This is a genomic window from Bacillus alkalisoli (genome assembly GCF_002797415.1).
In the GTDB taxonomy this organism is placed as follows: Bacteria; Bacillota; Bacilli; order Bacillales; family Bacillaceae_I; genus Bacillus_CD; species Bacillus_CD alkalisoli.
Map to the genome: position 1 here is coordinate 3,509,109 of NZ_KZ454944.1, position 22,866 is coordinate 3,531,974.

The following is a 22,866-nucleotide window of genomic DNA, read 5'->3' on the forward strand; positions in this document are numbered from 1 at the left end:
CGTTTCATTAGCCGTTGAAGTATCTGTTAATAACTTTTGTGTTGCTAATAACTTTTAGTTTATCTTTGTTTCCATATTTGCTGAAAAAGTTAACTCTTCCAACTTCCTCAAAGTGCCGATTCCATTTGAACATTTTAAAAAACAATTCAACTGTTGGCTTGTAATTTGATTTCTCTAATCCAAGTTTTTGTTTAAGAAATCTCTTTATTATTCGGTAGGTTCTAATTGAATACTTTGTATCCATATAAATAATCAAGTCTGCGGTTTCAAAACTTTTGCTCACCCAATCTTCATTATGTACCCCTTCGATAATCCAACTTTCTGATTGAATTATTGCATTTAAATGCTCTTCTCTTTCTTGTTCCGTTCTTCTTATATCACTAGAATTATTTCTTATCCAAACCACATTGTCTAATTCATAGTAAGGTATATTTAACGCCGACGATAATTCTTTTGCTAAGGTCGTTTTACCACTTCCAACAGAGCCAATAATATGTATTTTTTTGGGGATTGTTTTTTTCAATAATACCACCTAATCCATAATAGTTTTCTATACCATATTCTATTACGGAGTATGATTTCCCTTTTGAGTTATTAAATATGGGAGGGGGTATTTCTAAAGCACGGGGACGTTTCTAACAGGGGGCAATCGGAAGCTTTGCACGAAAATAGGCACAACTAGCGAATGATACTAGTTGTGCCTTAGCTTTTCTTTGCTTCTTCTTTCATTGATAGGTAATCATATATGACAATCCATAAGAAAAAAACACAGGTACGTAAGTAACTATCATACCTGGACCCATTAACTATTCCTGACGAACTTGTGGCTTTACATTTTGACCGTTTTCAATGCCATTTTCTTCTTGAACATTCAATTGTATTCTTTTATTTTCCATACTTTCCTGCTTCATCGTCACTGTCGAATGTACATTATTATTTCTACTAGCTTGATTATTCCAATCTGTCATCTTATTCACCACCATACTAAAAGTAACTTTTTTAGTATGTGAATTTCTCTACTATTTATTAGTATCTAATATTGTAAAATATATTTAGCACTCCATTTTCAAATGGAAAAACTGTTAATAGTGCCTGCAAATTACTATTGTAAAATTACTATTTAAAATGTTAAATTCACCTTCAGGCACATAGATCATTTATACATAACCAATCGAAACATTCTTTAATCAAACGTTTGTTTAAAAATTTCTATTTAGCTATCTTTCTAACTTAAGTGAGAAATTTAACCCCATCCCTCTATTTGCGCCAAAAAGTAGAACAGTCTGCCTTGTCTTGAATATTAAACTCAATCATTTTCTCCAGTAAAGAGTAATCCAGTGGGCCATTCCAAGGAATTCGGATAATCTCCTTTGTGTAGTCATAGCCTGCCTTAACAATGTCATCCTCTACATGAGAAATCGTAACGGCTTCAGGAGCAACAGCTAAATGCTTTTTAGAAACGCTAAAACCAATAATGTATGTACCATGGTCTGTAAACATCGGTTGCTTCCATTTTATTACTGACTGTAGGTTAGGGTATTTATCTTCTATCCAATTAAATACTTCTTCCGTTCTTTCTCGGTGAGAAGGGTTGTCCATCCCCGCTAAAAAATCAACTAAAGATTCCAAGTTGTTCTCTCCTATCTTCTTAATTAATGGCCAGTCCATCGATATAATAAGTATTAACGTAGGGGTGCTGGCCACAATGTGTTTGCTAAATATATCTTTATATTATCATATTCGAAACGAGCAGAAGGCACAGAAACTTGAATCACTAAATGATTCAGAGTGTCTGTACCCTCTGCTCTTTGTATTTCTTTTAATATTAAATTGTTTACCTAAAACAATGAAAGCCCTACCTCTCTTTCATCCTTACGGATCCTTGTCCGTGCCAGTGTGAATCAGGATTGCAAAAATCAAATGATTATTTTATCAGGTTGATAAAACTTCAAACGTTCGTAAAAGAAATTTAAAGGAGTTCGTTACAGTGTATGACTATTAAACGAACCGTAATTATGAAATGGATTCAATTAAAATGGATTAGATTGTAGAATTAACAAAAGAGGTTAATGGTGCTCTAAAAGTGAGTTGGAGCAGTTGAATGTTCTTTGAAATGATTTACTTTTAATACTACTAATTATATTCCCCAAAAATTTCAAGACATTTTCGGGAGGTGTTATACATGCTTTAATTAACCTTAACAGAAACTTTTTATTTGATTTTCAGTGATCCCTTTAATTAATCTCAGTTCACTAATTAAAAATTCATTTGCGTTTTTCAACATTTTCTTTTCGCTTGAATTAAGTGCATTTTCGTTCTTCATACGCATTAAATCACGTACAACTTCAGCACCTTCTTGTATTTTACCCGTTTTTATTTTGTTTGTGTTAACTTTAAACCTTTCTTTCCACGGAAGTAAACTATCTGATTCACCATTCTGGAAAATGTGTATGATGTGTTTTAATGCAATTATGTCAGTAACTGGACGTATACTTGAACTCACTATTTTACTAACAGGAATCATGACTTGCATATTACTAATTAACATTTTTATAACATAATACTGTTGTTTTTCCCCTGAGATTTCTTTCTCTTCGATGTCTTTAATAATACCTGCTCCGTGCATTGGATAAATAATGTTATCGCCAATTTGAAACAAATAATCCACCTCCATATTTGGTAACCTTCTTAATCTTACCATAAATACTTATTTTTATCAAAATTTTAATAATATCATAAATTTATTTTCCACGTCAATAACTTTTTCATTAAAAATTAAAGAAAGTAAAAAGAAAAAATAGGAGTCGTTTTGCTTACCAATAAAGGGAAGGTATATTTTTAAACGCAAATGCTTATTCCTCTACTAATTAACTTAGATTACTTTTCACTTGAAAACGATAGGTTGTATGTCTTTTAACCCCAAACAATTAACCATTACATCAAGCACTTGATCAAAACAACAATCATAATGACTTCTTTTTTGAGCTGCGTGATTGCTCTTCTTTTTCTTTGCGGATTTTTTCTATTCCCAACAACTTGAAATTCATTTTGTTTTATGATACAATAAAGAAGAATTATTTTTGTTCGGTGTAAATGATAGTATGAATAACTTTTCATCTTGATACTTTGGCAAGGATAGTAATACATTGTGTGATAACGCACTAGGAGGCAACAAAAATGGAACAAGGTACAGTAAAATGGTTTAATGCAGAAAAAGGTTTTGGCTTTATCGAACGTGAAAATGGTGACGATGTATTCGTACATTTCTCCGCAATCAATAGTGACGGCTTCAAATCTTTAGACGAAGGTCAAAAAGTAACGTTTGACGTTGAGCAAGGTGCTCGTGGAGCTCAAGCTGCTAACGTTCAAAAAGCTTAATCTTAAAATGTTTATACAAACAGGCTCTTTATAGAGGGCCTGTTTTTTTGTTCTCTGTATAATACTTAACAAACGTTCGAGTAGGAAAGTGGTACAGGTAATGGTAAAGGATCTAAAGTTTTTGCCAAAGAAATCGGGGCCAGACCACCAGTAAGTAAAGGTTTTACCGAACTGGGACTTGCCCCAAAGCCCCAAATTAACGACTACATACGTAAAAAGCTTAGAGAGTCCAGATTCTCTAAGCTTTTTTATCTTTTTTATTCCACTAGCTGCCCTTTACTTTAATAAGTCATTTATTTTATTTTCATCTTCTAAATATTTTAGGGTTAGTTTTCTGAGTTCTTCTTCACTCGAATACTCACTTAATTCTTTACCGTACCAATCTTGTAGATTTTCTTTTGTTATTTGGTATTCCTGATTTTCAAAATTAAAAGTAATCCATTCTGCATTCTGAACCAAAACGAATATGAACGTAGCATTATAAATTGCTGTTTCTTTATGCTTTTTTTCTATTTCCTCAGCTTCTATGCCTTTATAGTTTAAAATCATTCCATAAGGTTCTTCTTTTGTTTTAAGTTCAAATCCCTCTAAATTATCACCGCTTGGTAAGTTCCTAACAATGTTTCCAACTGCACTGTTTTCTCCAATATACGAACCTTTAAACTCAAATAATTCCTTATTAGTATTATCTGCATTACAACCATTCAAGAAAGATAATATTATTAATGAAAAGAAGAAAAATCTTAATGTTTTAGTCACTCTTTATTCCCCCTAATATTTGAATCAATTTCATAATTACTGTTTAATTTGTGATCTTGTGTTTCGTTCCGTTGATAGATTAGGTAATTCTTCTTCTGCGAAAAAACAAACTGCACTTGTTTCTGTACCTTCAATTGGTTGTCCTCCAACAATCTTACATTCTTTGAACTACCCACCACTTACCACTCTTACGGGTTACTTGAAGAGGGAGTTTTCTCGCCTATTTTAGATAAGATAACAATTTTACTAATTGAATAGATTATATCCCCTTTGATATTATTTGTATAATGAATATATTGAATGGTTTTAATTGGGTTTTTCGATGGAACGAGATAGGCGATATGCTCCATCTTTACGTTAATACAGACGGTGGCTTTTCCGCAAAAGCGCTTATTCATTTGATTTTTAAAGGTATTACATCTGAAGAAACGGATGTACCATGACAAGTTGGACACTGGTTTATTTATGATGAATTACAAAAAACTGCTGACGGCTTTGCGTATCGAGTATTATTTGAATGTCCAGAAAGTCAGTTGACAATTGCCATGAGAGATTTAGAGGCTATATATTTTTATCGTCCAAAGGAATATATAAGATACAAAGATGAAGAAAAGCTTGAAGGAATGTCCAGCTGAATACGTTGCTAAGTTAAGTAAAATAATGAATGTTTATTTTTAGATAAGGATGATAAAATGGAAAAATTAATTTTGGAGAAGGTTGTCGACTACTCCTCCACCTTAAATTATGTGGATGGTCAAATAACGAGAGACGGGACATTGCTACTAATTGAAAGTGATAGTAAGGAGCTAGATTTTTTTGAACGTCCTGTACATAAACACAATTGGACCATTCAGATGATTAAAGGAGAAAGTGTAGAAACCGTTGAACTAAAAAATGTTCCTCTCATCCCGACAGAAATAGATGTATATTCAGATGGAACTTTATTGATTGTTCAAGGTCGATGTTTAAAAGAAGGGAATGCCATCGAAAGAAATGCAAGAAGATATAATCCAAACGGGCAACTAATAGAAGCATTCACTCTAGGTGATGGTATTAGTCATATGCAAATAGACGAAACCGATACCATTTGGGTAAGTTATTTTGATGAAGGGATATTTGGAAACTTCGGTTGGGATGAACCTATCGGAAGTGCTGGCCTTAATGCCTTTACAATGAACGGTCATAAATTATGGAATGTTCGTAATGATGGAATGATTGATTGTTGTGCTTTAAATGTTTTAAGTTCAAAAGAAGTGTATTACTTCTATAATGATGATTTTCATCTTGTTCAACTTACTGAAATGAAAGAAAGCTTCCGCTACCGTGTAGAAGGTAAAGATTCGTTAGATCAATTCATTATTGACCAATCGGGTATTATTGCGCAATTAGATACATACACATTGATGCGTTACCGATTAAATAAGACTACCATGAGAAAAAAGGAGAAACTCCAATTAGTAGATAAAGATGGAAAACAGATCAACGGTCCGGTATTTATGCGCGGAACTTTTCTTTATGCATACGGTAAGGATGGAATATATAGAAGGAGTTTATAATGTCTTATGTTTTTGTTGAAAACAAGGTTGACTCTATAATAGTCGCGAGTTTAATGGTTCCTTTCATAACTCATTCATCTATCACTAACAAGCTTTATTGCAAATAGAAACAGCTTAAATGAGGTGTGCTGCATGACTGATTGGTATTGGAAAGAGGCTGATGAACTAGAAAAACAAGAAAAATGGTATGAAGCAAAGAATTATATGTACTTAGAATGGAAAAATGACCAAAAAGATCTTAAGAAATTTATTAGATTGAGCTTTTTGTGTTGGTATGTAGTTGTTGAATGGGGATGCATCGAAACAACCGACTTGCTGCATGAAGAATATGAAAATTTATTAAAAGAATTAACAATTCACGGGTTCAGGAAGTATAGTGATCAACCTGATTTTCTTTGGACATTTGGTTACATGATTTCCATGTTCCCATATTATTTTGGAGAACATGAAGAATGGGAAAACATAGGAAAAGAAATGCTTGCAAAGGCTTATCATTTAAGACCAAGCGATTTAATCAGTAAAATGGTCTACTTGGGAATTCTTGATAGTTCAAAACTAGATAATGACACTGCGTATAAAAAAGCGTGTCTCGAAGTATCTCCTATACTATCATTAACGTTTAGGGGAGAAGGAGCGTTTCAACGTTATTTTAAAGAAGTTTTAGAATTTAATACTGATTACTTTAGATAAACGAGAGACAACTTTAGGTGTAGTATCTTAGTTTTCCTAGAAATAAAGGATTGTCAATTTAATAAAAAAATCTACTTTCATTTTGGTGTAATGATGTACTTTACTTGTCCTGAAATCGGTGCCTGACCACCCGTACGATAAAGTTTTACCGACCTGGGGGACTGGCCACTTTCTCATTTTTCTTTTTTGTGATGAACTTTACTTACCTTTTTTTAACAGCCACTTTTTTAATATTTTTTAAGCTTTTAAAGGTTTAAGAATATATTAAACGAATTCTTAATAATGTTACTATTGTGAACTTAGATATAGGAAGGTTGCGTTACAAATGGAAACATTACAAACATTTCTTAAAGATATGAATGACCAAATGCAAGTTTTTTACAAAGATGCTTGTCAGTCAAGCTGGATGGCCCAAACAACTGGAGATTCTGAATGGGCTGCTAAATTAAGTGAAGCAGACACTCGGTACAATTTTTTATTTTCTTCAAAAGATACATACGAAAAAGTAAAACAATTCCTAGCAACTGAAAACGTAACGGAGATTGAAAAACGCCAACTTCAACTTCTACTAAACGAAATGAAAGGTAACCAACTCCCTGAAGAAACCATCGCTGATTTAGCAAAACGCTCTTCAAAACTAAATTTATTATTTAACACCCATTCGCCTGAAGTGGATGGCAAAAAATATTCTGCCAATGATATTCGAGAGGTTTTGGTTAATAGTGATGACCAAGAATTACGGAAAAAAGTATGGTTTGCTAGTAAGGATGTTGGGAAAGTCGTAGAAAAAGACCTGCTTGAGCTTGTAAAGAAGCGCAATGAAGCAGCACAACTACTGGGGTTTAATAACCATCATCAAATGGGCTTTGCTCTTCAAGAACTGGACCGTGACGAGGTATTCGCTATCTTCAACGAACTTATTGCGCAATCCGATGAAGCGTATCGCGCGATGAAGAAAGAACTAGATGAGCGTTTAGCAACTAAATTTGGAATTAATCCAGAGGATATTCGTCCATGGCATTATGTCGATCCATTTTTCCAAGAGGCACCACCATCTGATTCAACCAATCTAGACCCTTTTTATCAAGGGAAGGATATTGTCCAAATTACAACTGATACGTTTAGTTCCATGGGAATCGAAATTGATGACCTATATGAGAAAAGCGATTTGTTCCCTAGAGAAAAGAAAAACCCAACAGCCTTTTGCACGGATATTGACCGCGAAGGTGACGTTCGGGTCCTTTGTAATTTAACGGAAGATGCGTATTGGATGGAAACGAACCTACATGAATTTGGACATGCAGCTTATTTCAAATATGTAGACTCTAGCCTTCCATTTGGATTACGTACAGTAAGTCATACGTTAACAACTGAAGCGATCGCGATGTTATTTGGAAAAATGGGCAAAGACCCACGTTGGCTAAAACGCTTTTTACAAGTGGATGAAGCAACCGTAAATAGACTTGCTCCTGAATTAGAAAAGTTCCAACAGTTACAAATGCTTATTGCAGCAAGATGGATTATTACTTTTGTATTTTTTGAAAAAGAACTGTACGAAAATCCCGATCAAGATCTAAACGCTTTATGGTGGAAAACAGTAGAGGAAATTCAGCTAGTCACTCCTCCTGATGAAACGGATAACCCAGATTGGGCTGCAAAAATTCATTTTACATTAGCACCTGTTTACTACCAAAATTATCTGCTTGGAGAATTAATGGCCGCACAACTTCTTCGTCATATTGAAACGGAGGTTTCCCCTGAATTTTTCACAAAAGAAACGGGAGAAATGCTCATCCATCAATTCTTCAAACCAGCTGCACTTTATGACTGGAATGAAAAAATTAGCCGTGTAACGGGTGAAAAATTAAACCCTGCTCACTTTGTTGATGTTTATTGTAAGTTCATTATTGATTTTTTCATAAGTGGAAATGAACTTGATAGGCCGTATCAAGTTCATTATTGACTTTATCATAGGTGGAAACGAACTTGAGAAGTTTTTAACTTGGAATAAGACCAGACCCCCACTCCGAAAATACTTATAGTAGAGGGGTCTGGTCTTTAACTTAACTTAACTTTTCACTTGAGATTTCAGAGAACTGGTAGTAAAACTTAATAAGATCCAACAATTAAGTATTGTTATTTCTTTTATTATCATTACAACAATTGCGGGGGTTAGTATCTACTATAGTAATCCAATTTTAACGGAACATCTTCAAAATATAGTTTTAATAAGTCTTATCCGTTTAATGATCATTCTCGTTACCCTGTGGCTGGCTGTTTTTGCTTTAAATTATATAGTAAAAAGAATTACAAAGGGCATTTGATTCCGTTTCATAATGTATGACTACTATACGAAAAACGAATAATAGCACAGAAATCTGTATATATTCGCCTTAAAACGAACATATTATTGTGCATTATACTAAAAAGTTCGTTTTCATTAAACGAACCGTAATTAAGAAATTGATTCATTTATTAAAGACCTTATCAAGTTCATTTTAGACTTATTCTTTAGTAGAAATGAACTTGAGAGGGCGTATCAAGTTCATTATTGACTTTTTTATAGGTGGAAATGAACTCGAGAGGCCGTATCATGTTTTATTATTAAACCAAAAACTAAGCCAACGCACAAAATTGTTGAAAATATCTCATTCATGTGACTCCCCCTAATTCCACTTTCTATGCAAACTATATATATCCATTCACTTTGTAACTTCCTATAATACCAACATTAAAGACTATAGCTATACTATATAGTATACTATTTTTACCAACTATTTTGAGGTGATTTTATGCGAATATTTCAAAAGAAGCTAAAGAAGCTTTATTAACAAATAACCTCCTCCCTATTCATGAATCGGACCATGAATGGGAATTTTCACAACCTAAACATTAAAAAGCCGAACCTTCTATACATGGTTCGGCCTGTTACTTTATTGAATACTTGTTTTATCTATATTCTTTACATGTACTTGAATACGCTTTTTACGATATAGAATAGCATTTAATTCTGCTCCAACTACTAGAATGATACCGATAAGATAGAACCATAACATGAGCATAAACACTCCGCCTAGGCTTCCATATGTTTCTGAATAATTGGCAAAGTTACTAATGTAGTAAGAAAAACCTAAAGAAGTTAACTGCCATGCAACAGTCGCAAACACTGCTCCTGGTATAGCTGTTTTAAAAGGTAATTTTATATTTGGTGCAAAATGATAAAGAGCAGAGATTATTGTGACAATGATGATGAGACTTACAACCCATCTTAACACTCTTACCATCATTTCTACTTCGTTTGTCATATACACTAGAGAACCAATAGTAGTTATTAATAGATCGCCAAAAACAGGAAGTACTAATGCTACTAATAACGCAATGATTATTCCAAATGTTAATCCTATGGATAATAACCTTTTCTTAATAAAAGAACGGTTATCCTTTACGTTATACGCCACATTCTGTGCAGTAATAAATGCATTCATACCATTTGAAGCAGACCATATGGTTCCAATAATACCCACCGTAAGTAACCCACCATTAGGCTCTGTTAATATACTAATAATTTGTTCCTCAAACACTGCCACCGTAGCACTTGGCATCACACTCTCTATTACTTCCATAGCCTGTGTAGGGTTAATATTTAGGTACGGTAAAATAGCAAAAATTAATACAATCATTGGCACAAAACTTAAAATATAATAGTATGCTTGCGCCGCTGCAAGTAAAGGTACATCGTCATTAGAAAACTCCTTTATCATTGCTTTACCATATGAAATTATCTTTTTCATATAATTCCTCCCAAATACAATCTTTTTTCCTTTTATATTCCCTATTCTTTTCTACTGAATCTCTTTTTTTGAAAAGGACTCTGTCACATCCAAATGGGAAAAAGAAAAAAAGGACCAGACCCCCAATACGGTAAAGTTTTACCGAACTGAGGGTCTGGCACTATAGCTGTCCCTCCTTTTTACGGGTTGTGGACATCTCTTACGATGGCGATTAGGAGCCATTGGTTGTCAGTTTGTTCGTAGACAAATCGTAGTGCTTGCCAGTAATATTCACCATATTCGCCTTCAGGTGGTGGAGAAAAGTAGTCTACATACACTGCATCTGGGTAGTTTTCATGGATGGTGTTTCTAACGCCACCACTTACATACGCTTGTTTGTTGAAAGTGACAACAGCGTAATCTAACACTTCCTTTGAATACTGATGCTTGAGTAGTATTTCCTTTACATAATTATTTGGTGAATATTCATGCCCTCTATCAGCATTATCATAGCCCCAAACATACGATGTATTATCATTTCCTAAATTAGCAACCTCAGACTTTGTAAACGTCAATTCGCCGCTATCAAAGCTTCCCAAGCTAGCATAGAAGGAGAATGTTAACCCTTTCTCTTCGTGCACATGCGTTGCGATGCCTTCCCAATTAAGATCCTCCAAATCTTTGAAAAGCGCCGCAGTCTTTTCTGTTAGTGTTAGCTCATCTTGTAACGAAGCTCCTATAGCGTCTTTTCGCTTCCAGGGTTCCTCCGTACTTTCTAACCAGTAACACCACGCGCTAAAGCTGCCATCAAATTGAAAGTAGATTTGTTCAATTTGCGGAAACTTCTCAAACGTTGCAGCTTTCAATACTTCGAATAACTGCTGCGCTTGTGCATTTGCCGGGCTAGGTGCGAGAAAATCTTTAAAATCAATCACTACCGTTCCGTTTTCATCGATCGCTACTCCATTTAACGATTGCTCGTTACCATACTCTAATAATCCATCGATAAATATCTTATTTATTTCCGCTTCTAATTGTGGGAACGGACTACCAAATGTTTCATAGTCAAAACCATTATCCACTTCTGCGAGCTGCTCCTTGGCGAAGCTTTCATATTTTTCTCCAAGCGTTATTTCATATAAGGCAACATGTTCTTTTTCTGGAATAAGAAGATAAATAGAATCCCCATCCGTTTTCAAAAATTTCTGTGGCAATTGCGGAGTTTCCATAAATTTTTCTTCCGGAATACGTATTCCTCCAACAATACTTCCTTCTCGGTCAAGCGCATACACGTGCGTTTCCGAAATAGATTCCATCACTGGTGGCTTTACAGTTTGCGTATACAAAACATGCTCTTCTCTTAAATCAAGAACCGCTCGTTCTGCTAACCCTAATTCTGAAAACAGCGTAATCTCCTCCATTTTCCCTCCTTTTAAAATTTGCAACGTAGATTCCTTACGATTCACTTGTTCTAGTTGAAATGGAAGTTCTTCACGATTCATGAACTCGTTAGTTTCTAAACTGAAAAACCGTTCCTGTCTTTGACTGACAATAATTTGATTATTTTCTAATTCTAATAATGAATCAGGAAAAAACGAATATACGCCTGAGAGTAAATGCGTTTCAATCAGATCTCCATTTTCACTATATTGATAAACTAAGTTTCTTTCGGTATAGAGAATATAGATATCCCCATTTTCGGACACTAAAATATCGTCTAAACCAACAGGTTTCAATCCGCTCTGTTGAATAGAAAATGAAGTAGTTTCTCCTTCCGCACTTTTTATAACTACTTGAGATCTTGCCTCATCTAAAAGATAAACGATCCCATCTTTCACATCGAAACCAGCCACACTAACCGGTAACGTATCTTTCATTCCTTCAAAATATAAGCCAACTTGACCTTCTTCATTTCCATAAGCAAACGTGTCGACCAATGTAAGCTTGGAAGTTTCTAGGATAGGAAATGCTTTTCCTATCTCCTCTGCTTCTTCGTTACTAAAGTTAGTAGATAATATAAAAATAGTAAAAATGAGAAGGACAGAAGCAGTGGCGAAAAACGGATAGAAGTTTAGGTTGAACTTTTTCTTCGTTTTTTCTCGTTGTATTCGTTGATGTAGCTCTTGAACAAACGCACTATTTGGTTCAAGCTCTGGACGTTGCTTTATTGGCTGAAGTAGTTGTTTAGCTTCTTGAAGCTGTTGTTCTATCTTTTTCATCCGAATTTCCCCCTTCCAGCAAGTGCAGTTCTTTTTTCAACAATTTCACAGCACGGTGAAAATCTACCCGCACCTTTAATTCTGTACATTGTAAAACTTCTGCGGTCTCTTTCACGGATAATTCCTGTATCCCACGTAGAATAAGTAAACTGCGATAATGTGGCTTTATTTTTAAAAGTACGAGTTGGATTTCTTCCCATTTTTCTTTTAAAAGTAATTGATTATCTAATGATTCATTTTCACCTTGCCTACTCAGTTTTTCTAATATTCCAGGTAATAAGTTCTTCAACTTCTTTTTCCGCAGATGATCAATTGCTGTATGTTTTGAAATAGAAAGCAGCCAATATTTCGCTCGTGAAGTATCTCTTAGTAAATGTATATTTTTCATCGCTTTTATAAACGTTTCTTGTGTAATATCTTCCGCATCCTGTTTGTTGTTTGAAAAATATAAAGCAAACTGATAAATATCTCTATAATATTGTAAATATAGCTCTTCAACATCTACCTCTTTACTCACCTACATCCCCCCTTTACTAACAAGTCGTGTGACGTTAATATTTGTTTCAAAAAGATTAAAAAAATTTAAATAATGAAAATTAGGGACAGACACCTTATTTCACTTGATGCACTGAGGTGTCTGTCCCTAGAATACTTTTATTATAGTATACTATTTTTACCAACTATTTTGAGGGTGATTTTATGTGGAATATTTCAAAAGAGACGAAAAGAGAATTTGCAACATGTAACCTCCTCCCTATACATGAGTCGGACGATGTATGGGAGATAGCTTTAAGAGATGCACAAGAAGAAGGCGAAGACCTTTTTCCCGTTTAAAAGAAGAACTTGAAGAAGTAAAGGGAGAATTAGTGAAAGAAATGGAGAACAAGATTTTAAAAAACATTCCAAAAGTCATCGCTGACCTTGAAACCAATACTCCGAATACGATTCCCTTACCTTTTCTTGTTCCATTTATTGAGTTTTTAAATCAAAATAGAGGATTTATGAAAGCTATGTTAGGGCCAAATGGGGATATAACTTTTCAATCAAAGTTGAAAATGTTTATGCGAAAAGCCCTATTTGATAGTAATAAAAATTCTGCTTTCAAGCGGGAAGTCCTTCTTGTTCCACCAGAATATTTGGTTTCTTATATTGCTTCCGCACATATTGGTGTTATCCAAGAATGGCTGAATAGCGATAGAGAGGAATCACCACAAGAGATAGCTAGAATTATATCTACAATGACCATAAATGGTCCCTTCTTTGCAGCTGGATTTAAAAAATGAATCAAGGGAATAGGTACAGAACCTATGTAGTTTTACTGTACTTATTTTAGTCCCTTGTTCCATTCTGTTTACGACAAAAGTCAAAACCGTACATTAAGTAGTTTAATAATTGCAATGACTACATTCATTAATATATAATTTATGTAACATAATAAAAAAAGACCGAGTGCTGTGAACACTCAGTCAAGCAACTACATGCCGCATGAAGAGCGGCTGACCAATTGAATAAACAGTTTAACTGAAGAAGTAACCGCATTTCCATTGGTCGTGGGGGCGGTTATTTCTCTTTTTTATTGGTGACAAGTGCAATCATTGCAACGAGTGCAGTTAGAGTGGTTACCAAAAACACCCCAAACTGAAAAAGCATGTTCATTGCTTCATATGTCACCATACAACCACCTCCCTTCTAGAGGAGATGATCAACCGCCCATCCGCTTTATGTAGCTGCTAAACTAATTATACAAAACATACGTTCTGCATTTCTATTAAAAAGTATTAAGCTTCCTAATTTTTTTAATAAACCTTTTAGTTGAGCAAAAAAGGGACAGACCCCTTGTATCACTTGATTATACAAGGGGTCTACCCTGAAAATAAATTCCGATAGAAAGCCATACTAAAGAAGAGGTCTTAAATCCTTTTTTAAAAAAAGGATGACCTTTAAATTAAAGTATAATATTAAAACCGAAATTAGGCTGGTAGTTCTGATATTTCTACAGAATAACCCAGCTTTTCAATTCTTTTAATGGCACGTTTGACTTCTTGATCTTTCTTGCGATTTAAATGGTAGTCTTCACCAAGATCTTGAAATGGCTTTTTAGTTATCAGAATATGATAAACAGCTATTAAAATACAGCGTCCTATAGCTACTGAAGCAATATTTCCGCCTCTACGAGCCTTAATCCTCCTGTACTTAGCTCCAAAAAAGTTTTTAGAACGACCAACAGTTTTAGCTGCTTCTACTAAAGCACTCCTTAGGTACTTATTTCCCTTACGTGTGCGCGCGCTTTTTTTTTTACCAGCACTTTCGTTTTCTCCAGGAACCATTCCAGCCCAGGAAGCTAAATGATTATCACTATTAAAGCGACTCATGTCCGTTCCAACTTCAGCTAGAATCTGTTCTGCAGTTCTCTTACCGATACCCGGAATTGACATAACCAAATTAATCTCTTCTGATGAAGGGCTAAGTCTTTCAGCCAATTCTTTATCGATAAACTCGATCTGTTTCTCCAAGTATTCGACATGGTCAAGTTGTCTAGCTAATAAAAATTGTTGATGAGTTCCAACTAGCCCCTTTAAAGCTTTTTGTAAAGCAGGAATCTTCTTTCTAAGTGCACCTAAAGACATTTCTGCCAATATTTCTGGATTCAAATTCCCTTCTATTAAAGCACGTAACATCTTTCTTCCAGAGACACCAAGAACATTTGAAGCAACAGACCCAAGCTTAATATTAGCACCTTCTAATACTTTTTGGATTCTATTAGATTCACGAGCAGTTTCTTCTATTAAACTTCTACGATATCTAACAAGCTCTCTTAATTCGCGCTGTTCTCTGTTAGGAATAAAACTACCATTAATCAGTCCATGTTGAAGTAATTGAGCAATCCATTGTGCATCACGAACATCGGACTTTCTTCCAGGTACATTCTTAATATGTTGAGCGTTAACAACTAGTGCTTCAATGTCTGAGACTTCGAGTAGGTTGTATATGGGCTTCCAATAAACTCCGGTGCTTTCCATCGCAACAATTGGACACTGGTTCTCTTGTATCCAATCAAGTAATTCTAAAAGATCATCTGTCATCGTACCAAAGGTACGAATCTCTTTCTTGCGCTTGATAATAATACAAGCTGTAATACTATTCTTGTGAACATCAAGTCCACATACACGGGGATGAATGACTTCCATAATAAATGCCTCCTTCGGCAATAAGTAGTGGTAGCCGAGCTTCAAGACTGTTCGTGCAATCTACCCTGCGTGCTCATGGCAACAATCCGTGGTGCACTAAGTCTATAAGACCCGTCTGTCCCTCGAGCTATTAGCATCACTGACACCCGGCCTTAACACTCGGCTATCTCTATCATCGCCACAAAGGAAACAAGGCTAATCAACCATTTTCATTTTGAGTGGTGAATTTTAAATTCATGTTGGTCTGTCCCTGAATTTCAATCCTGCTCAAACTCATCCAACAATGCACGCACTTCATCTGTTGATTTCGTGTTCATTAGTTGATTTCTTAATTCACCAGCCCCACGGAACCCTTTCACATAAATTTTGAAAAAGCGATGAAGCTTTGTGATGGAACGTGGCACTTGTTCTGCATAATGATCTTGAAGATCGAGCTGCAGTCTTAAGAGATCAAGGTATTCCTTACTGCTATGCTCTTTTGGCTCTTTTTCAAAAGCAAAAGGATTTTTAAAGATACCTCGGCCAATCATAACGCCATCAATCCCGTATTTTTCAGCCAGCTGCAGTCCAACTTGACGGTCGGGAATATCTCCATTGATCGTTAGTAGCGTATTTGGTGCGATACGGTCACGTAATTTTTTGATTTCCGGAATGAGCTCCCAATGCGCATCTACTGCGCTCATTTCCTTTCTTGTACGTAAATGAATAGAAAGGTTCGCAATATCCTGTTTGAAAATATGCGTTAACCACTCTTCCCACTCGTTTACTTCATTAAAGCCAAGTCGTGTTTTCACGCTAACAGGCAGCCCGCCCGCTTTTGCAGCTTGAATAAGTTCTGCCGCAACATCTGGGAAAAGAATAAGGCCACTACCTTTCCCTCTTGATGCCACATTTGGTACAGGGCAGCCCATGTTAATATCGATCCCTTTAAATCCCATCTCCGCCACACCAATGCTCATTTGACGGAAATACTCGGGATTATCTCCCCAAATGTGTGCCACCATTGGCTGTTCATCTTCTGTAAAAAGCAAACGGCCACGCACACTTTCTTTGCCCTCTGGATGACAAAAGCTATCTGAGTTCGTAAACTCTGTGAAGAATACATCCGGTCGACCTGCTTTACTTACTACATGACGAAAAACTACATCTGTCACATCTTCCATCGGTGCCAATACAAAAAATGGCTTGGGTAAATCACGCCAAAAATTTTCTTTCATTTCAAACTCAAATCCTCTCTATAAATGCAACTTCTGACACTCGGTCAAGAAATTTAAAGTCAAATGTTCCAATTCTTTTAACTTATATCATGCTCCATGTCTTGTTATCAAACACAAGTACATTGGACAGGTATAATTTGTGAAATTATCGTGAAAGTCAACAATGTTTATTTTAACGAATAATAGTGCTGAATGGTATGTATAAAATAGCCAATTTAAAAGGAAAGCACAGGGACGGTTCTCTTGCTTCCGATGCAGCAGAACTCGTTTTTCGTATTTCCTAGGTAGCAAACCGACACTACGCTATCCTTTTGGCACAAAAAAGAACCAGTAATACTGGTCCCGATTATTAATGTCCATTTTTCATCTTCTCTCTTTTTATCAACACAACATCCCCATTGGAAGATACGTGATAAAAAATACAATCAGCACTGCTAGTTCAAGGTTTATATAATACATAATACCCAAGTCGAAAAATGACAGTATAAAATATCAATCCATTAAGGCCTCATCTATATATACTTCCATTCCCTCATCTTCCAGACATTCACCAAAAAATTTAACTGCTTTCTTATAGTCATGTTTGAGTATATTTAAATCTTGGTCATCTGCATCATATACAGCCACAACAACATCATTTGCATAAAGAGTAATATAATTATCAGACCTCTTTTTCAAATGTGCCTCAACGCTGAATTCTTGGCCTTTTATTACTTCTTTGTTTGACTTTAAAGCCTTAGATAGTAAGTGTTTAATTTCTTCCATTTATATAACCTCCAATAGTTAGCTCTTAAATCGTGTATGTAGTTCTTTATTTTACTTCATTAGCTGTTGTTGCATTTGTGTTTTTAAAAACATAAAGCTATTTATTTCTTTTTTGCATCTTGAGTTTAGCCTAATTTTTCACGAGAAATAACCTGTTTAAAAAGATCCCTAAATTGCTCCCGGTCTTCTGCTGTAAAAGGCTTTGGTCCCTTTGTTCGCTGTCCACTTTTTCGAGCCATGGCACTGAAATAACGTGTTTGTAATAACTGGTCAATGTTTTCATTTGTATATGTAAATCCTTTATGGTGGAGGACGATCACTCCTTTTGCTAAACCTAGTGATGCAAGACCATAATCTTGCGTCACAATCATATCTCCTTTTTCCACCAACTTCACAATCCGATAATCTGCTGCATCTGCTCCAGAATCAACATAAATGGTCTCCACTCCTGATGGCTGTTCTGCATTAGAAAAGTGAGAAAAGCTTGTAACAAGGATAACTGGAATTTCAAGATTCCTTGCTTCAGAAATAATAATGTCTTTCACCGGACAAGCATCTGCATCCACATAAATTTTCATCTTTGTCCTCCTGTTAAGAAGTCGACTTACTATTTAAATTAATCTTTCTACTATATAAGGGACTGTTGGCTTTTGTTTAATAATAAACAAGAGTCTTTCTTTTGCCGTATTTTTCTATTCTCTTATTATACTTTATATAATTGTGTTAGCAAATGAACGTTTAATTGCCCACACAATAGGTTGCTATATCAACTGCTCTTTGTTCTGGATGCAGACTGGTATAACCTTACCAATTCAAATTAATACTGAAAGTTAACCCTATCTGTAATAATTTTCCTGGACAATAAACCTGTCCCCTTGTCCACTTCAATTACATTTTCCATAAAAAATAAATAGAAAAAGTAATCTAAATCTAGTAAGATATCCACATATGACATTAGATGAGGGGTAAAAAAATGAGCGTATTAAACGTACAAGGTTTAAGTCACGGTTTCGGTGATCGTGCGATTTTTAATGACGTGTCCTTCCGACTTTTAAAAGGAGAACACGTTGGATTAATTGGGGCGAATGGTGAAGGTAAGTCTACTTTCATGAATATTGTTACTGGGAAGTTACAACCGGACGAGGGGAAAGTGGAGTGGTCACGAAAAGTACGTGTTGGTTATTTAGATCAACATGCTGTTCTTCAAAAAGGTTCTTCGATACGTGACGCTTTGAGTACAGCTTTTCAATATCTATTTGATGCAGAAGCAGAGATCAATGAGCTTTATGGAAAAATGGGTGATGAAGGTGCTGATATTGATGCACTGCTTGCAGAAGTTGGAGAGCTACAGGAAACGTTAGATAGTAATGATTTCTATCAAATTAATGCAAAAGTAGAGGAAGTTGCTCGTGGTCTAGGATTAGATGGTGTTGGACTTGATCGCGATGTTGATGACCTTAGCGGTGGGCAACGTACGAAAGTATTGCTAGCTAAGCTTTTACTAGAAAAGCCTGAGATTCTATTACTGGACGAGCCTACAAACTATTTAGATGAGCAACATATTGAATGGTTAAAGCGCTATTTACAAGAGTATGAAAATGCATTTATCTTAATTTCGCATGATATTCCATTCTTAAACAGCGTTGTAAACTTGATATATCACATGGAAAACCAAGAGTTAAATCGATATGTTGGTGACTATGATAACTTCTTAAATATTTATGAAATGAAGAAGCAACAACTAGAGTCTGCTTTTAAGCGTCAACAACAAGAAATTGCTAACTTGAAAGATTTCGTTGCTCGTAACAAGGCAAGTGTGGCAACGCGTAATATGGCGATGTCACGTCAGAAGAAACTAGACAAAATGGACGTTATTGAATTAGGAAAAGAAAAGCCAAAACCAGAGTTCAACTTCAAAGAAGCTCGTGCAGCTAGTCGTTGGATTTTCAAGGCGGAGGATCTTGTGATTGGTTACAATGAACCACTTTCTCGCCCTCTTAATTTGCAAATGGAACGAGGACAAAAAATCGCATTCGTTGGTGCAAATGGTATTGGTAAGTCTACTCTTTTAAAAAGTATTCTTGGATTGATTGATCCGATTTCGGGTAAAGTGGAACGTGGTGAGTATCAACACATCGGTTACTTCGAACAGGAAGTGAAAGAAGCCAACTACAACACTTGTATTGAAGAGATTTGGAGCGAGTTCCCAGGTTTAAATCAAGCTGAAGTCCGTGCTGCACTTGCAAAATGTGGATTAACGACGAAACATATCGAAAGTAAAGTCGAAGTCCTTTCTGGTGGGGAAAAAGCGAAAGTTCGTTTGTGTAAAATTTTAAACACAGAAACGAATATATTAATTTTTGACGAGCCTACCAATCACTTGGATGTGGACGCAAAAGAAGAATTAAAACGTGCTTTAAAGGCATATAAAGGAAGTATCTTAATGGTATCCCACGAACCTGAATTCTATCGTGACATTGCGACAGATATTTGGAATTGTGAGGATTGGACGACTAAAGTGTTTTAAATAAGAGTAAGGGGTACCCAGAGAGTAGAAATTCACTTGGGTATCCCTTTTTATTTAGTGTAACTATCTATTCCGCTAGATTACATAATCTCTACTCGCATGAAGAATTCGATAGATAAAAAAAGTTAATGTTAATAAAGATTACAAGTATTTAATAAGCGCTATTTCCACTTGTCACTCTCCTTAAGAAGTTTTATAATATGATTAGCTACATTAGCTATTTTATCTATTTTATCTATTTTTAAGGTGGTGATATAAGTGAAGGTAAGCTCTACAGAATTACAAAATAATTTTGGGAAGTATTTAATTTTAGCTGCTCAGGAGGATATTTTTATTACACGGAACGGAACAGAAATTGCTAAACTGTCGACTGTGAAAAATTGCAATCAAGTTCAAGGAACAGTCGCTAGGGAAATTATTCAAGAAATAGCACCTGTATATGGCTACGGAAAAAGAGCAACTTATGATGAATTTTTACAAATACAACAAAATTCAGATGAAAGATATGAATATATTGATGGGGAGATTTTTTTACTTGCTTCTCCAAAAACTGCACATCAATATTCCGTTACGAAGTTAACTGTCATCTTTTCGAATTATTTTCAAGATTCCACCTGCACTCCTATCGTCGCACCTTACGATATTGAATTAAGAAGAACTCCAGAACAAGTAAGTATTGTTCAGCCTGATCTCATGGTAATTTGTGACTTAGAAGATCATTTAGACGACAACGATTATTATAAAGGGGTTCCGATATTAATCGTAGAAGTAATTTCTAAGAGTACCCAAAGGAAAGACCTTATTCAAAAACTAGATCTCTACATGTCATGTGGGGTTAAGGAATATTGGATTGTAAACCCTAATAATAGGCAAGTAACTGTATATCATTTTGAAGAACAAAATATTGCTAACTTCTTTACTTATAAAAATAATGAAGTGATCCATTCTTATATTTTTGACGGTCTATTGGTCGATATGATACAAATTTTTCGTTGATTTAATGGACAGAGGGACTTCTATTCATTGTCCAAACCAATACTGAAAGTCTACTGATACTGTAAGCATTTTCCTGGACAATAAGCCTGACCCCTTGTCCACAAGCTCTCCAAAAGGGACAGAGGGACACGCGCTAAAAGGGCATGTCCCTCTGTGCATCTAAAGATCCTTATTAATTTTCTAAGACTATCTTACATAATTGCTTCCCTAAATCTAGTCGGTGTTTTCTATCAAATATCTTTTTGCTCCTTCAAGATCAACATAAAACTATTAATACTTTTTTCATAATTTCTCCCCTAACAATATCTTATAGAAAAAAATCCTAAATACTCATTTTAGATAAGGATACCACAAAATCTATTAATTTCCATTTTTAATAATTTGAAATTAAAGCCACCACATTCAAATTAATGTATTGTGGTATAATAATTAATATACACCATAGCCCTATATTTCTTGTTAATCACTATAATCCCCCAAACCCTATACCGCTTCTCTTTCTTCCTCTTCTACATCTACCTTTGCTAACCCCATAAATTTAATGGTAGCAATTACGGAACAAATGCCCAGTACGAAGAATATTTTTCGAATGTCAACCAACTCTGCGAGAATACCAGTTAAAAACCCTGCCAGCGGTAGTGTACCAAGTCCTAGCATCATTATTAGTCCGTTTACTCTACCAAAAATGTGCGTTGGAACTAATTTTTGGCGCATTGTTTTGAATAGAACGTTGAACATAATAACTGGTGCACTTTGAATGGCAACAGCAAGCAATAGTGTTTGCCAATTCCAGCTAAAAGCAACTGTAATGATTCCTATCCCGCTTATCATGATATTTATTAACATGAGACGAATTGGATTTTTCTTGTCTCCTTGGTAGTTTACGATAGCAATGGCCACGATTTGAGCGACCGCTGCCCCAGCATACACCCAGCCGATTTGATCAGACGTAAGAAGCAATTTTTCACGTGAAAAATAGACAAGCATACTTATAAGGGCCCCATTGGCAATGTTGACGATTAAAATGAGTAGCGTGAATGGTCCTAAAATCGAATGATGATAGAGGAAATTCGCTCCCGCACGAAGCTGTTCCCAAGAATTCGTGCTCATTTTCGTTGGCGTTTCTTTTGTTAAGAACTTCAAGAATACAATAGAAACGGCAATTGGAATAAAGGAAAAGGCATCTAGTAAAAGAACATTGTAAACTCCAATTTTTCCGATTAACATACCTGCGAGCACACTTCCGAATAGAACGGAAGATGTGTCAATGAACTGGTGTGTTGCATTCACTTTTATTAACTTTTCCTTTTGAAATAATTGAGGGACGACCGTAGCATTCACCACAGAGAAAACTGCCCCTAAACTTGCCACGAGAAACCCTAATAAATAGATGTGCCATATGTGCAATACTTGTAGCATGTGTAAAATTGGGATTAGTCCTACTAACACCGCTTGCAGTAAGGCACTTGAAATAAGTAACGTTCTTCTCGGTAATCGGTCTGCCAATACCCCTGCAATAGGAGAAATAAAGATAAACGGTAGTGTCTGAACTAGAAACATAACACCCATACTAGCTGCTGATTGTGTTAGTTCATATATGAGCCATGGTATCGCAATAATGTAGAACTTATCCCCTATCTTAGATAGAATCGTTCCAGAAAAATAGAGAACGGCATTCTGTTCTCTCCATATCGATTGTTTGAACATCCTTTTCACCCTTTCAAAATTCTCGTATTTCCTATATTTGTATTAAATACTTTCTCAAAAGAGGTAAAAAGGGTAAAATATATTTAATTATGTC

22 protein-coding genes and 1 pseudogene are annotated in these 22,866 nt (G+C 35.3%); 9 read left to right on the plus strand and 14 right to left on the minus strand.

Annotated elements, in window-relative coordinates:
• Positions 1–7: 7 nt before the first annotated feature.
• From CDZ89_RS17520 to CDZ89_RS17530, 4 genes are all read right to left on the minus strand, one after another.
• Complete coding sequence (locus tag CDZ89_RS17520) at positions 8–523, minus strand: P-loop NTPase family protein (protein WP_096155674.1); 516 nt, start codon at positions 521–523, stop codon at positions 8–10.
• A gap of 283 nt (positions 524–806) precedes the next feature.
• On the minus strand, positions 807–968 hold the full coding sequence (locus CDZ89_RS20025; protein ID WP_176483771.1) for a hypothetical protein: 162 nt from the start codon (positions 966–968) through the stop codon (positions 807–809).
• Between the two features lie 289 nt (positions 969–1,257).
• Entirely contained in the window at positions 1,258–1,599 is a 342-nt protein-coding gene (locus CDZ89_RS17525; protein WP_406564934.1) for an iron chaperone, read from the minus strand.
• Between the two features lie 598 nt (positions 1,600–2,197).
• Positions 2,198–2,659 (minus strand): CarD family transcriptional regulator, encoded by a 462-nt coding sequence (locus tag CDZ89_RS17530; RefSeq protein WP_176483772.1) that lies wholly within the window; start codon positions 2,657–2,659, stop codon positions 2,198–2,200.
• Between the two features lie 518 nt (positions 2,660–3,177).
• Here CDZ89_RS17530 and cspC point away from each other — a divergent pair.
• Positions 3,178–3,378, plus strand: a complete 201-nt coding sequence (cspC, locus tag CDZ89_RS17535) for a cold shock protein CspC (protein ID WP_096155677.1) — start codon at positions 3,178–3,180, stop codon at positions 3,376–3,378.
• Positions 3,379–3,654: 276 nt separating this feature from the next.
• On the opposite strand, the gene CDZ89_RS17540 is transcribed toward cspC, so the two are convergent.
• Positions 3,655–4,137, minus strand: coding sequence for a DUF4825 domain-containing protein (locus CDZ89_RS17540; protein ID WP_100334105.1), 483 nt, complete (start codon positions 4,135–4,137; stop codon positions 3,655–3,657).
• 341 nt (positions 4,138–4,478) lie between these two features.
• On the opposite strand from CDZ89_RS17540, the gene CDZ89_RS20225 reads away from it, so the two are divergent.
• From CDZ89_RS20225 to CDZ89_RS17560, 5 genes and pseudogenes are all read left to right on the plus strand, one after another.
• Positions 4,479–4,580, plus strand: coding sequence for a DUF4085 domain-containing protein (locus CDZ89_RS20225; protein WP_227521546.1), 102 nt, complete (start codon positions 4,479–4,481; stop codon positions 4,578–4,580).
• A 12-nt stretch (positions 4,581–4,592) separates the two neighbouring features.
• Positions 4,593–4,772, plus strand: a pseudogene (locus CDZ89_RS20585) (DUF4085 family protein); the annotation flags it as partial.
• Positions 4,773–4,829: 57 nt separating this feature from the next.
• The gene (locus CDZ89_RS17550) at positions 4,830–5,693 is read left to right on the plus strand and encodes a hypothetical protein (RefSeq protein ID WP_227521547.1); all 864 of its coding nucleotides are present in this window, start codon (positions 4,830–4,832) and stop codon (positions 5,691–5,693) included.
• A gap of 132 nt (positions 5,694–5,825) precedes the next feature.
• On the plus strand, positions 5,826–6,383 hold the full coding sequence (locus CDZ89_RS17555; RefSeq protein ID WP_100334107.1) for a hypothetical protein: 558 nt from the start codon (positions 5,826–5,828) through the stop codon (positions 6,381–6,383).
• A gap of 325 nt (positions 6,384–6,708) precedes the next feature.
• Entirely contained in the window at positions 6,709–8,346 is a 1,638-nt protein-coding gene (locus CDZ89_RS17560; RefSeq protein WP_100334108.1) for a M2 family metallopeptidase, read from the plus strand.
• Between the two features lie 970 nt (positions 8,347–9,316).
• On the opposite strand, the gene CDZ89_RS17565 is transcribed toward CDZ89_RS17560, so the two are convergent.
• From CDZ89_RS17565 to CDZ89_RS17575, 3 genes are all read right to left on the minus strand, one after another.
• On the minus strand, positions 9,317–10,174 hold the full coding sequence (locus CDZ89_RS17565) for a YihY/virulence factor BrkB family protein (RefSeq protein ID WP_100334109.1): 858 nt from the start codon (positions 10,172–10,174) through the stop codon (positions 9,317–9,319).
• 179 nt (positions 10,175–10,353) lie between these two features.
• Positions 10,354–12,372, minus strand: a complete 2,019-nt coding sequence (locus tag CDZ89_RS17570; protein ID WP_100334110.1) for a GerMN domain-containing protein — start codon at positions 12,370–12,372, stop codon at positions 10,354–10,356.
• A complete protein-coding gene (locus CDZ89_RS17575) occupies positions 12,338–12,889 on the minus strand; it encodes an RNA polymerase sigma factor (RefSeq protein WP_096155683.1) in 552 nt (183 codons plus the stop codon). Before CDZ89_RS17575 ends, CDZ89_RS17570 begins: the two co-directional genes overlap by 35 nt.
• A gap of 259 nt (positions 12,890–13,148) precedes the next feature.
• Between CDZ89_RS17575 and CDZ89_RS17580 the strand changes: the two genes are divergently transcribed.
• Entirely contained in the window at positions 13,149–13,655 is a 507-nt protein-coding gene (locus tag CDZ89_RS17580; protein WP_100334111.1) for a TetR-like C-terminal domain-containing protein, read from the plus strand.
• A gap of 277 nt (positions 13,656–13,932) precedes the next feature.
• Here the strand turns inward: CDZ89_RS17580 and CDZ89_RS20230 are convergent, their stop codons facing one another.
• The 5 genes from CDZ89_RS20230 to CDZ89_RS17605 all read right to left on the minus strand — a co-directional run bounded on the left by CDZ89_RS20230 (position 13,933) and on the right by CDZ89_RS17605 (position 18,120).
• Positions 13,933–14,046, minus strand: a complete 114-nt coding sequence (locus CDZ89_RS20230; RefSeq protein WP_227521548.1) for a putative holin-like toxin — start codon at positions 14,044–14,046, stop codon at positions 13,933–13,935.
• Positions 14,047–14,342: 296 nt separating this feature from the next.
• Positions 14,343–15,560: an IS110 family RNA-guided transposase gene (locus CDZ89_RS17585; protein WP_096155605.1), complete on the minus strand. Its 1,218-nt coding sequence runs from the start codon at positions 15,558–15,560 to the stop codon at positions 14,343–14,345.
• A gap of 257 nt (positions 15,561–15,817) precedes the next feature.
• Positions 15,818–16,777 (minus strand): tRNA dihydrouridine synthase, encoded by a 960-nt coding sequence (locus CDZ89_RS17590; protein WP_100334112.1) that lies wholly within the window; start codon positions 16,775–16,777, stop codon positions 15,818–15,820.
• A gap of 492 nt (positions 16,778–17,269) precedes the next feature.
• Complete coding sequence (locus tag CDZ89_RS17600; RefSeq protein ID WP_100334113.1) at positions 17,270–17,542, minus strand: hypothetical protein; 273 nt, start codon at positions 17,540–17,542, stop codon at positions 17,270–17,272.
• Positions 17,543–17,667: 125 nt separating this feature from the next.
• On the minus strand, positions 17,668–18,120 hold the full coding sequence (locus tag CDZ89_RS17605) for a YaiI/YqxD family protein (RefSeq protein WP_100334114.1): 453 nt from the start codon (positions 18,118–18,120) through the stop codon (positions 17,668–17,670).
• A gap of 395 nt (positions 18,121–18,515) precedes the next feature.
• Here CDZ89_RS17605 and CDZ89_RS17610 point away from each other — a divergent pair, with 395 nt between their 5' ends.
• Both CDZ89_RS17610 and CDZ89_RS17615 read left to right on the plus strand, forming a co-directional pair.
• Positions 18,516–20,069 carry an ABC-F family ATP-binding cassette domain-containing protein gene (locus tag CDZ89_RS17610; protein WP_100334115.1) on the plus strand — a complete coding sequence of 518 codons (1,554 nt, stop codon included), beginning with the start codon at positions 18,516–18,518 and terminating at the stop codon, positions 20,067–20,069.
• A 258-nt stretch (positions 20,070–20,327) separates the two neighbouring features.
• On the plus strand, positions 20,328–21,065 hold the full coding sequence (locus CDZ89_RS17615; protein WP_100334116.1) for a type II toxin-antitoxin system prevent-host-death family antitoxin: 738 nt from the start codon (positions 20,328–20,330) through the stop codon (positions 21,063–21,065).
• A gap of 483 nt (positions 21,066–21,548) precedes the next feature.
• On the opposite strand, the gene CDZ89_RS17620 is transcribed toward CDZ89_RS17615, so the two are convergent.
• Positions 21,549–22,772: an MFS transporter gene (locus CDZ89_RS17620; protein WP_100334117.1), complete on the minus strand. Its 1,224-nt coding sequence runs from the start codon at positions 22,770–22,772 to the stop codon at positions 21,549–21,551.
• Positions 22,773–22,866: the final 94 nt, after the last annotated feature.

Bases quoted from the DNA above. Each gene is read 5' to 3' on its own strand.
- CDZ89_RS17590 (WP_100334112.1), bottom strand. From the start codon at position 16,777: ATGAAAGAAAATTTTTGGCGTGATTTACCCAAGCCATTTTTTGTATTG.
- CDZ89_RS17555 (WP_100334107.1), top strand. From the start codon at position 5,826: ATGACTGATTGGTATTGGAAAGAGGCTGATGAACTAGAAAAACAAGAA.
- CDZ89_RS20230 (WP_227521548.1), bottom strand. From the start codon at position 14,046: ATGGTGACATATGAAGCAATGAACATGCTTTTTCAGTTTGGGGTGTTT.
- CDZ89_RS17605 (WP_100334114.1), bottom strand. From the start codon at position 18,120: ATGAAAATTTATGTGGATGCAGATGCTTGTCCGGTGAAAGACATTATT.
- CDZ89_RS20025 (WP_176483771.1), bottom strand. From the start codon at position 968: ATGACAGATTGGAATAATCAAGCTAGTAGAAATAATAATGTACATTCG.
- cspC (WP_096155677.1), top strand. From the start codon at position 3,178: ATGGAACAAGGTACAGTAAAATGGTTTAATGCAGAAAAAGGTTTTGGC.
- CDZ89_RS17565 (WP_100334109.1), bottom strand. From the start codon at position 10,174: ATGAAAAAGATAATTTCATATGGTAAAGCAATGATAAAGGAGTTTTCT.
- CDZ89_RS17550 (WP_227521547.1), top strand. From the start codon at position 4,830: ATGGAAAAATTAATTTTGGAGAAGGTTGTCGACTACTCCTCCACCTTA.
- CDZ89_RS17620 (WP_100334117.1), bottom strand. From the start codon at position 22,772: ATGTTCAAACAATCGATATGGAGAGAACAGAATGCCGTTCTCTATTTT.
- CDZ89_RS17560 (WP_100334108.1), top strand. From the start codon at position 6,709: ATGGAAACATTACAAACATTTCTTAAAGATATGAATGACCAAATGCAA.
- CDZ89_RS17570 (WP_100334110.1), bottom strand. From the start codon at position 12,372: ATGAAAAAGATAGAACAACAGCTTCAAGAAGCTAAACAACTACTTCAG.
- CDZ89_RS20225 (WP_227521546.1), top strand. From the start codon at position 4,479: ATGCTCCATCTTTACGTTAATACAGACGGTGGCTTTTCCGCAAAAGCG.
- CDZ89_RS17580 (WP_100334111.1), top strand. From the start codon at position 13,149: ATGGGAGATAGCTTTAAGAGATGCACAAGAAGAAGGCGAAGACCTTTT.
- CDZ89_RS17525 (WP_406564934.1), bottom strand. From the start codon at position 1,599: ATGGACAACCCTTCTCACCGAGAAAGAACGGAAGAAGTATTTAATTGG.
- CDZ89_RS17610 (WP_100334115.1), top strand. From the start codon at position 18,516: ATGAGCGTATTAAACGTACAAGGTTTAAGTCACGGTTTCGGTGATCGT.
- CDZ89_RS17600 (WP_100334113.1), bottom strand. From the start codon at position 17,542: ATGGAAGAAATTAAACACTTACTATCTAAGGCTTTAAAGTCAAACAAA.
- CDZ89_RS17585 (WP_096155605.1), bottom strand. From the start codon at position 15,560: ATGGAAGTCATTCATCCCCGTGTATGTGGACTTGATGTTCACAAGAAT.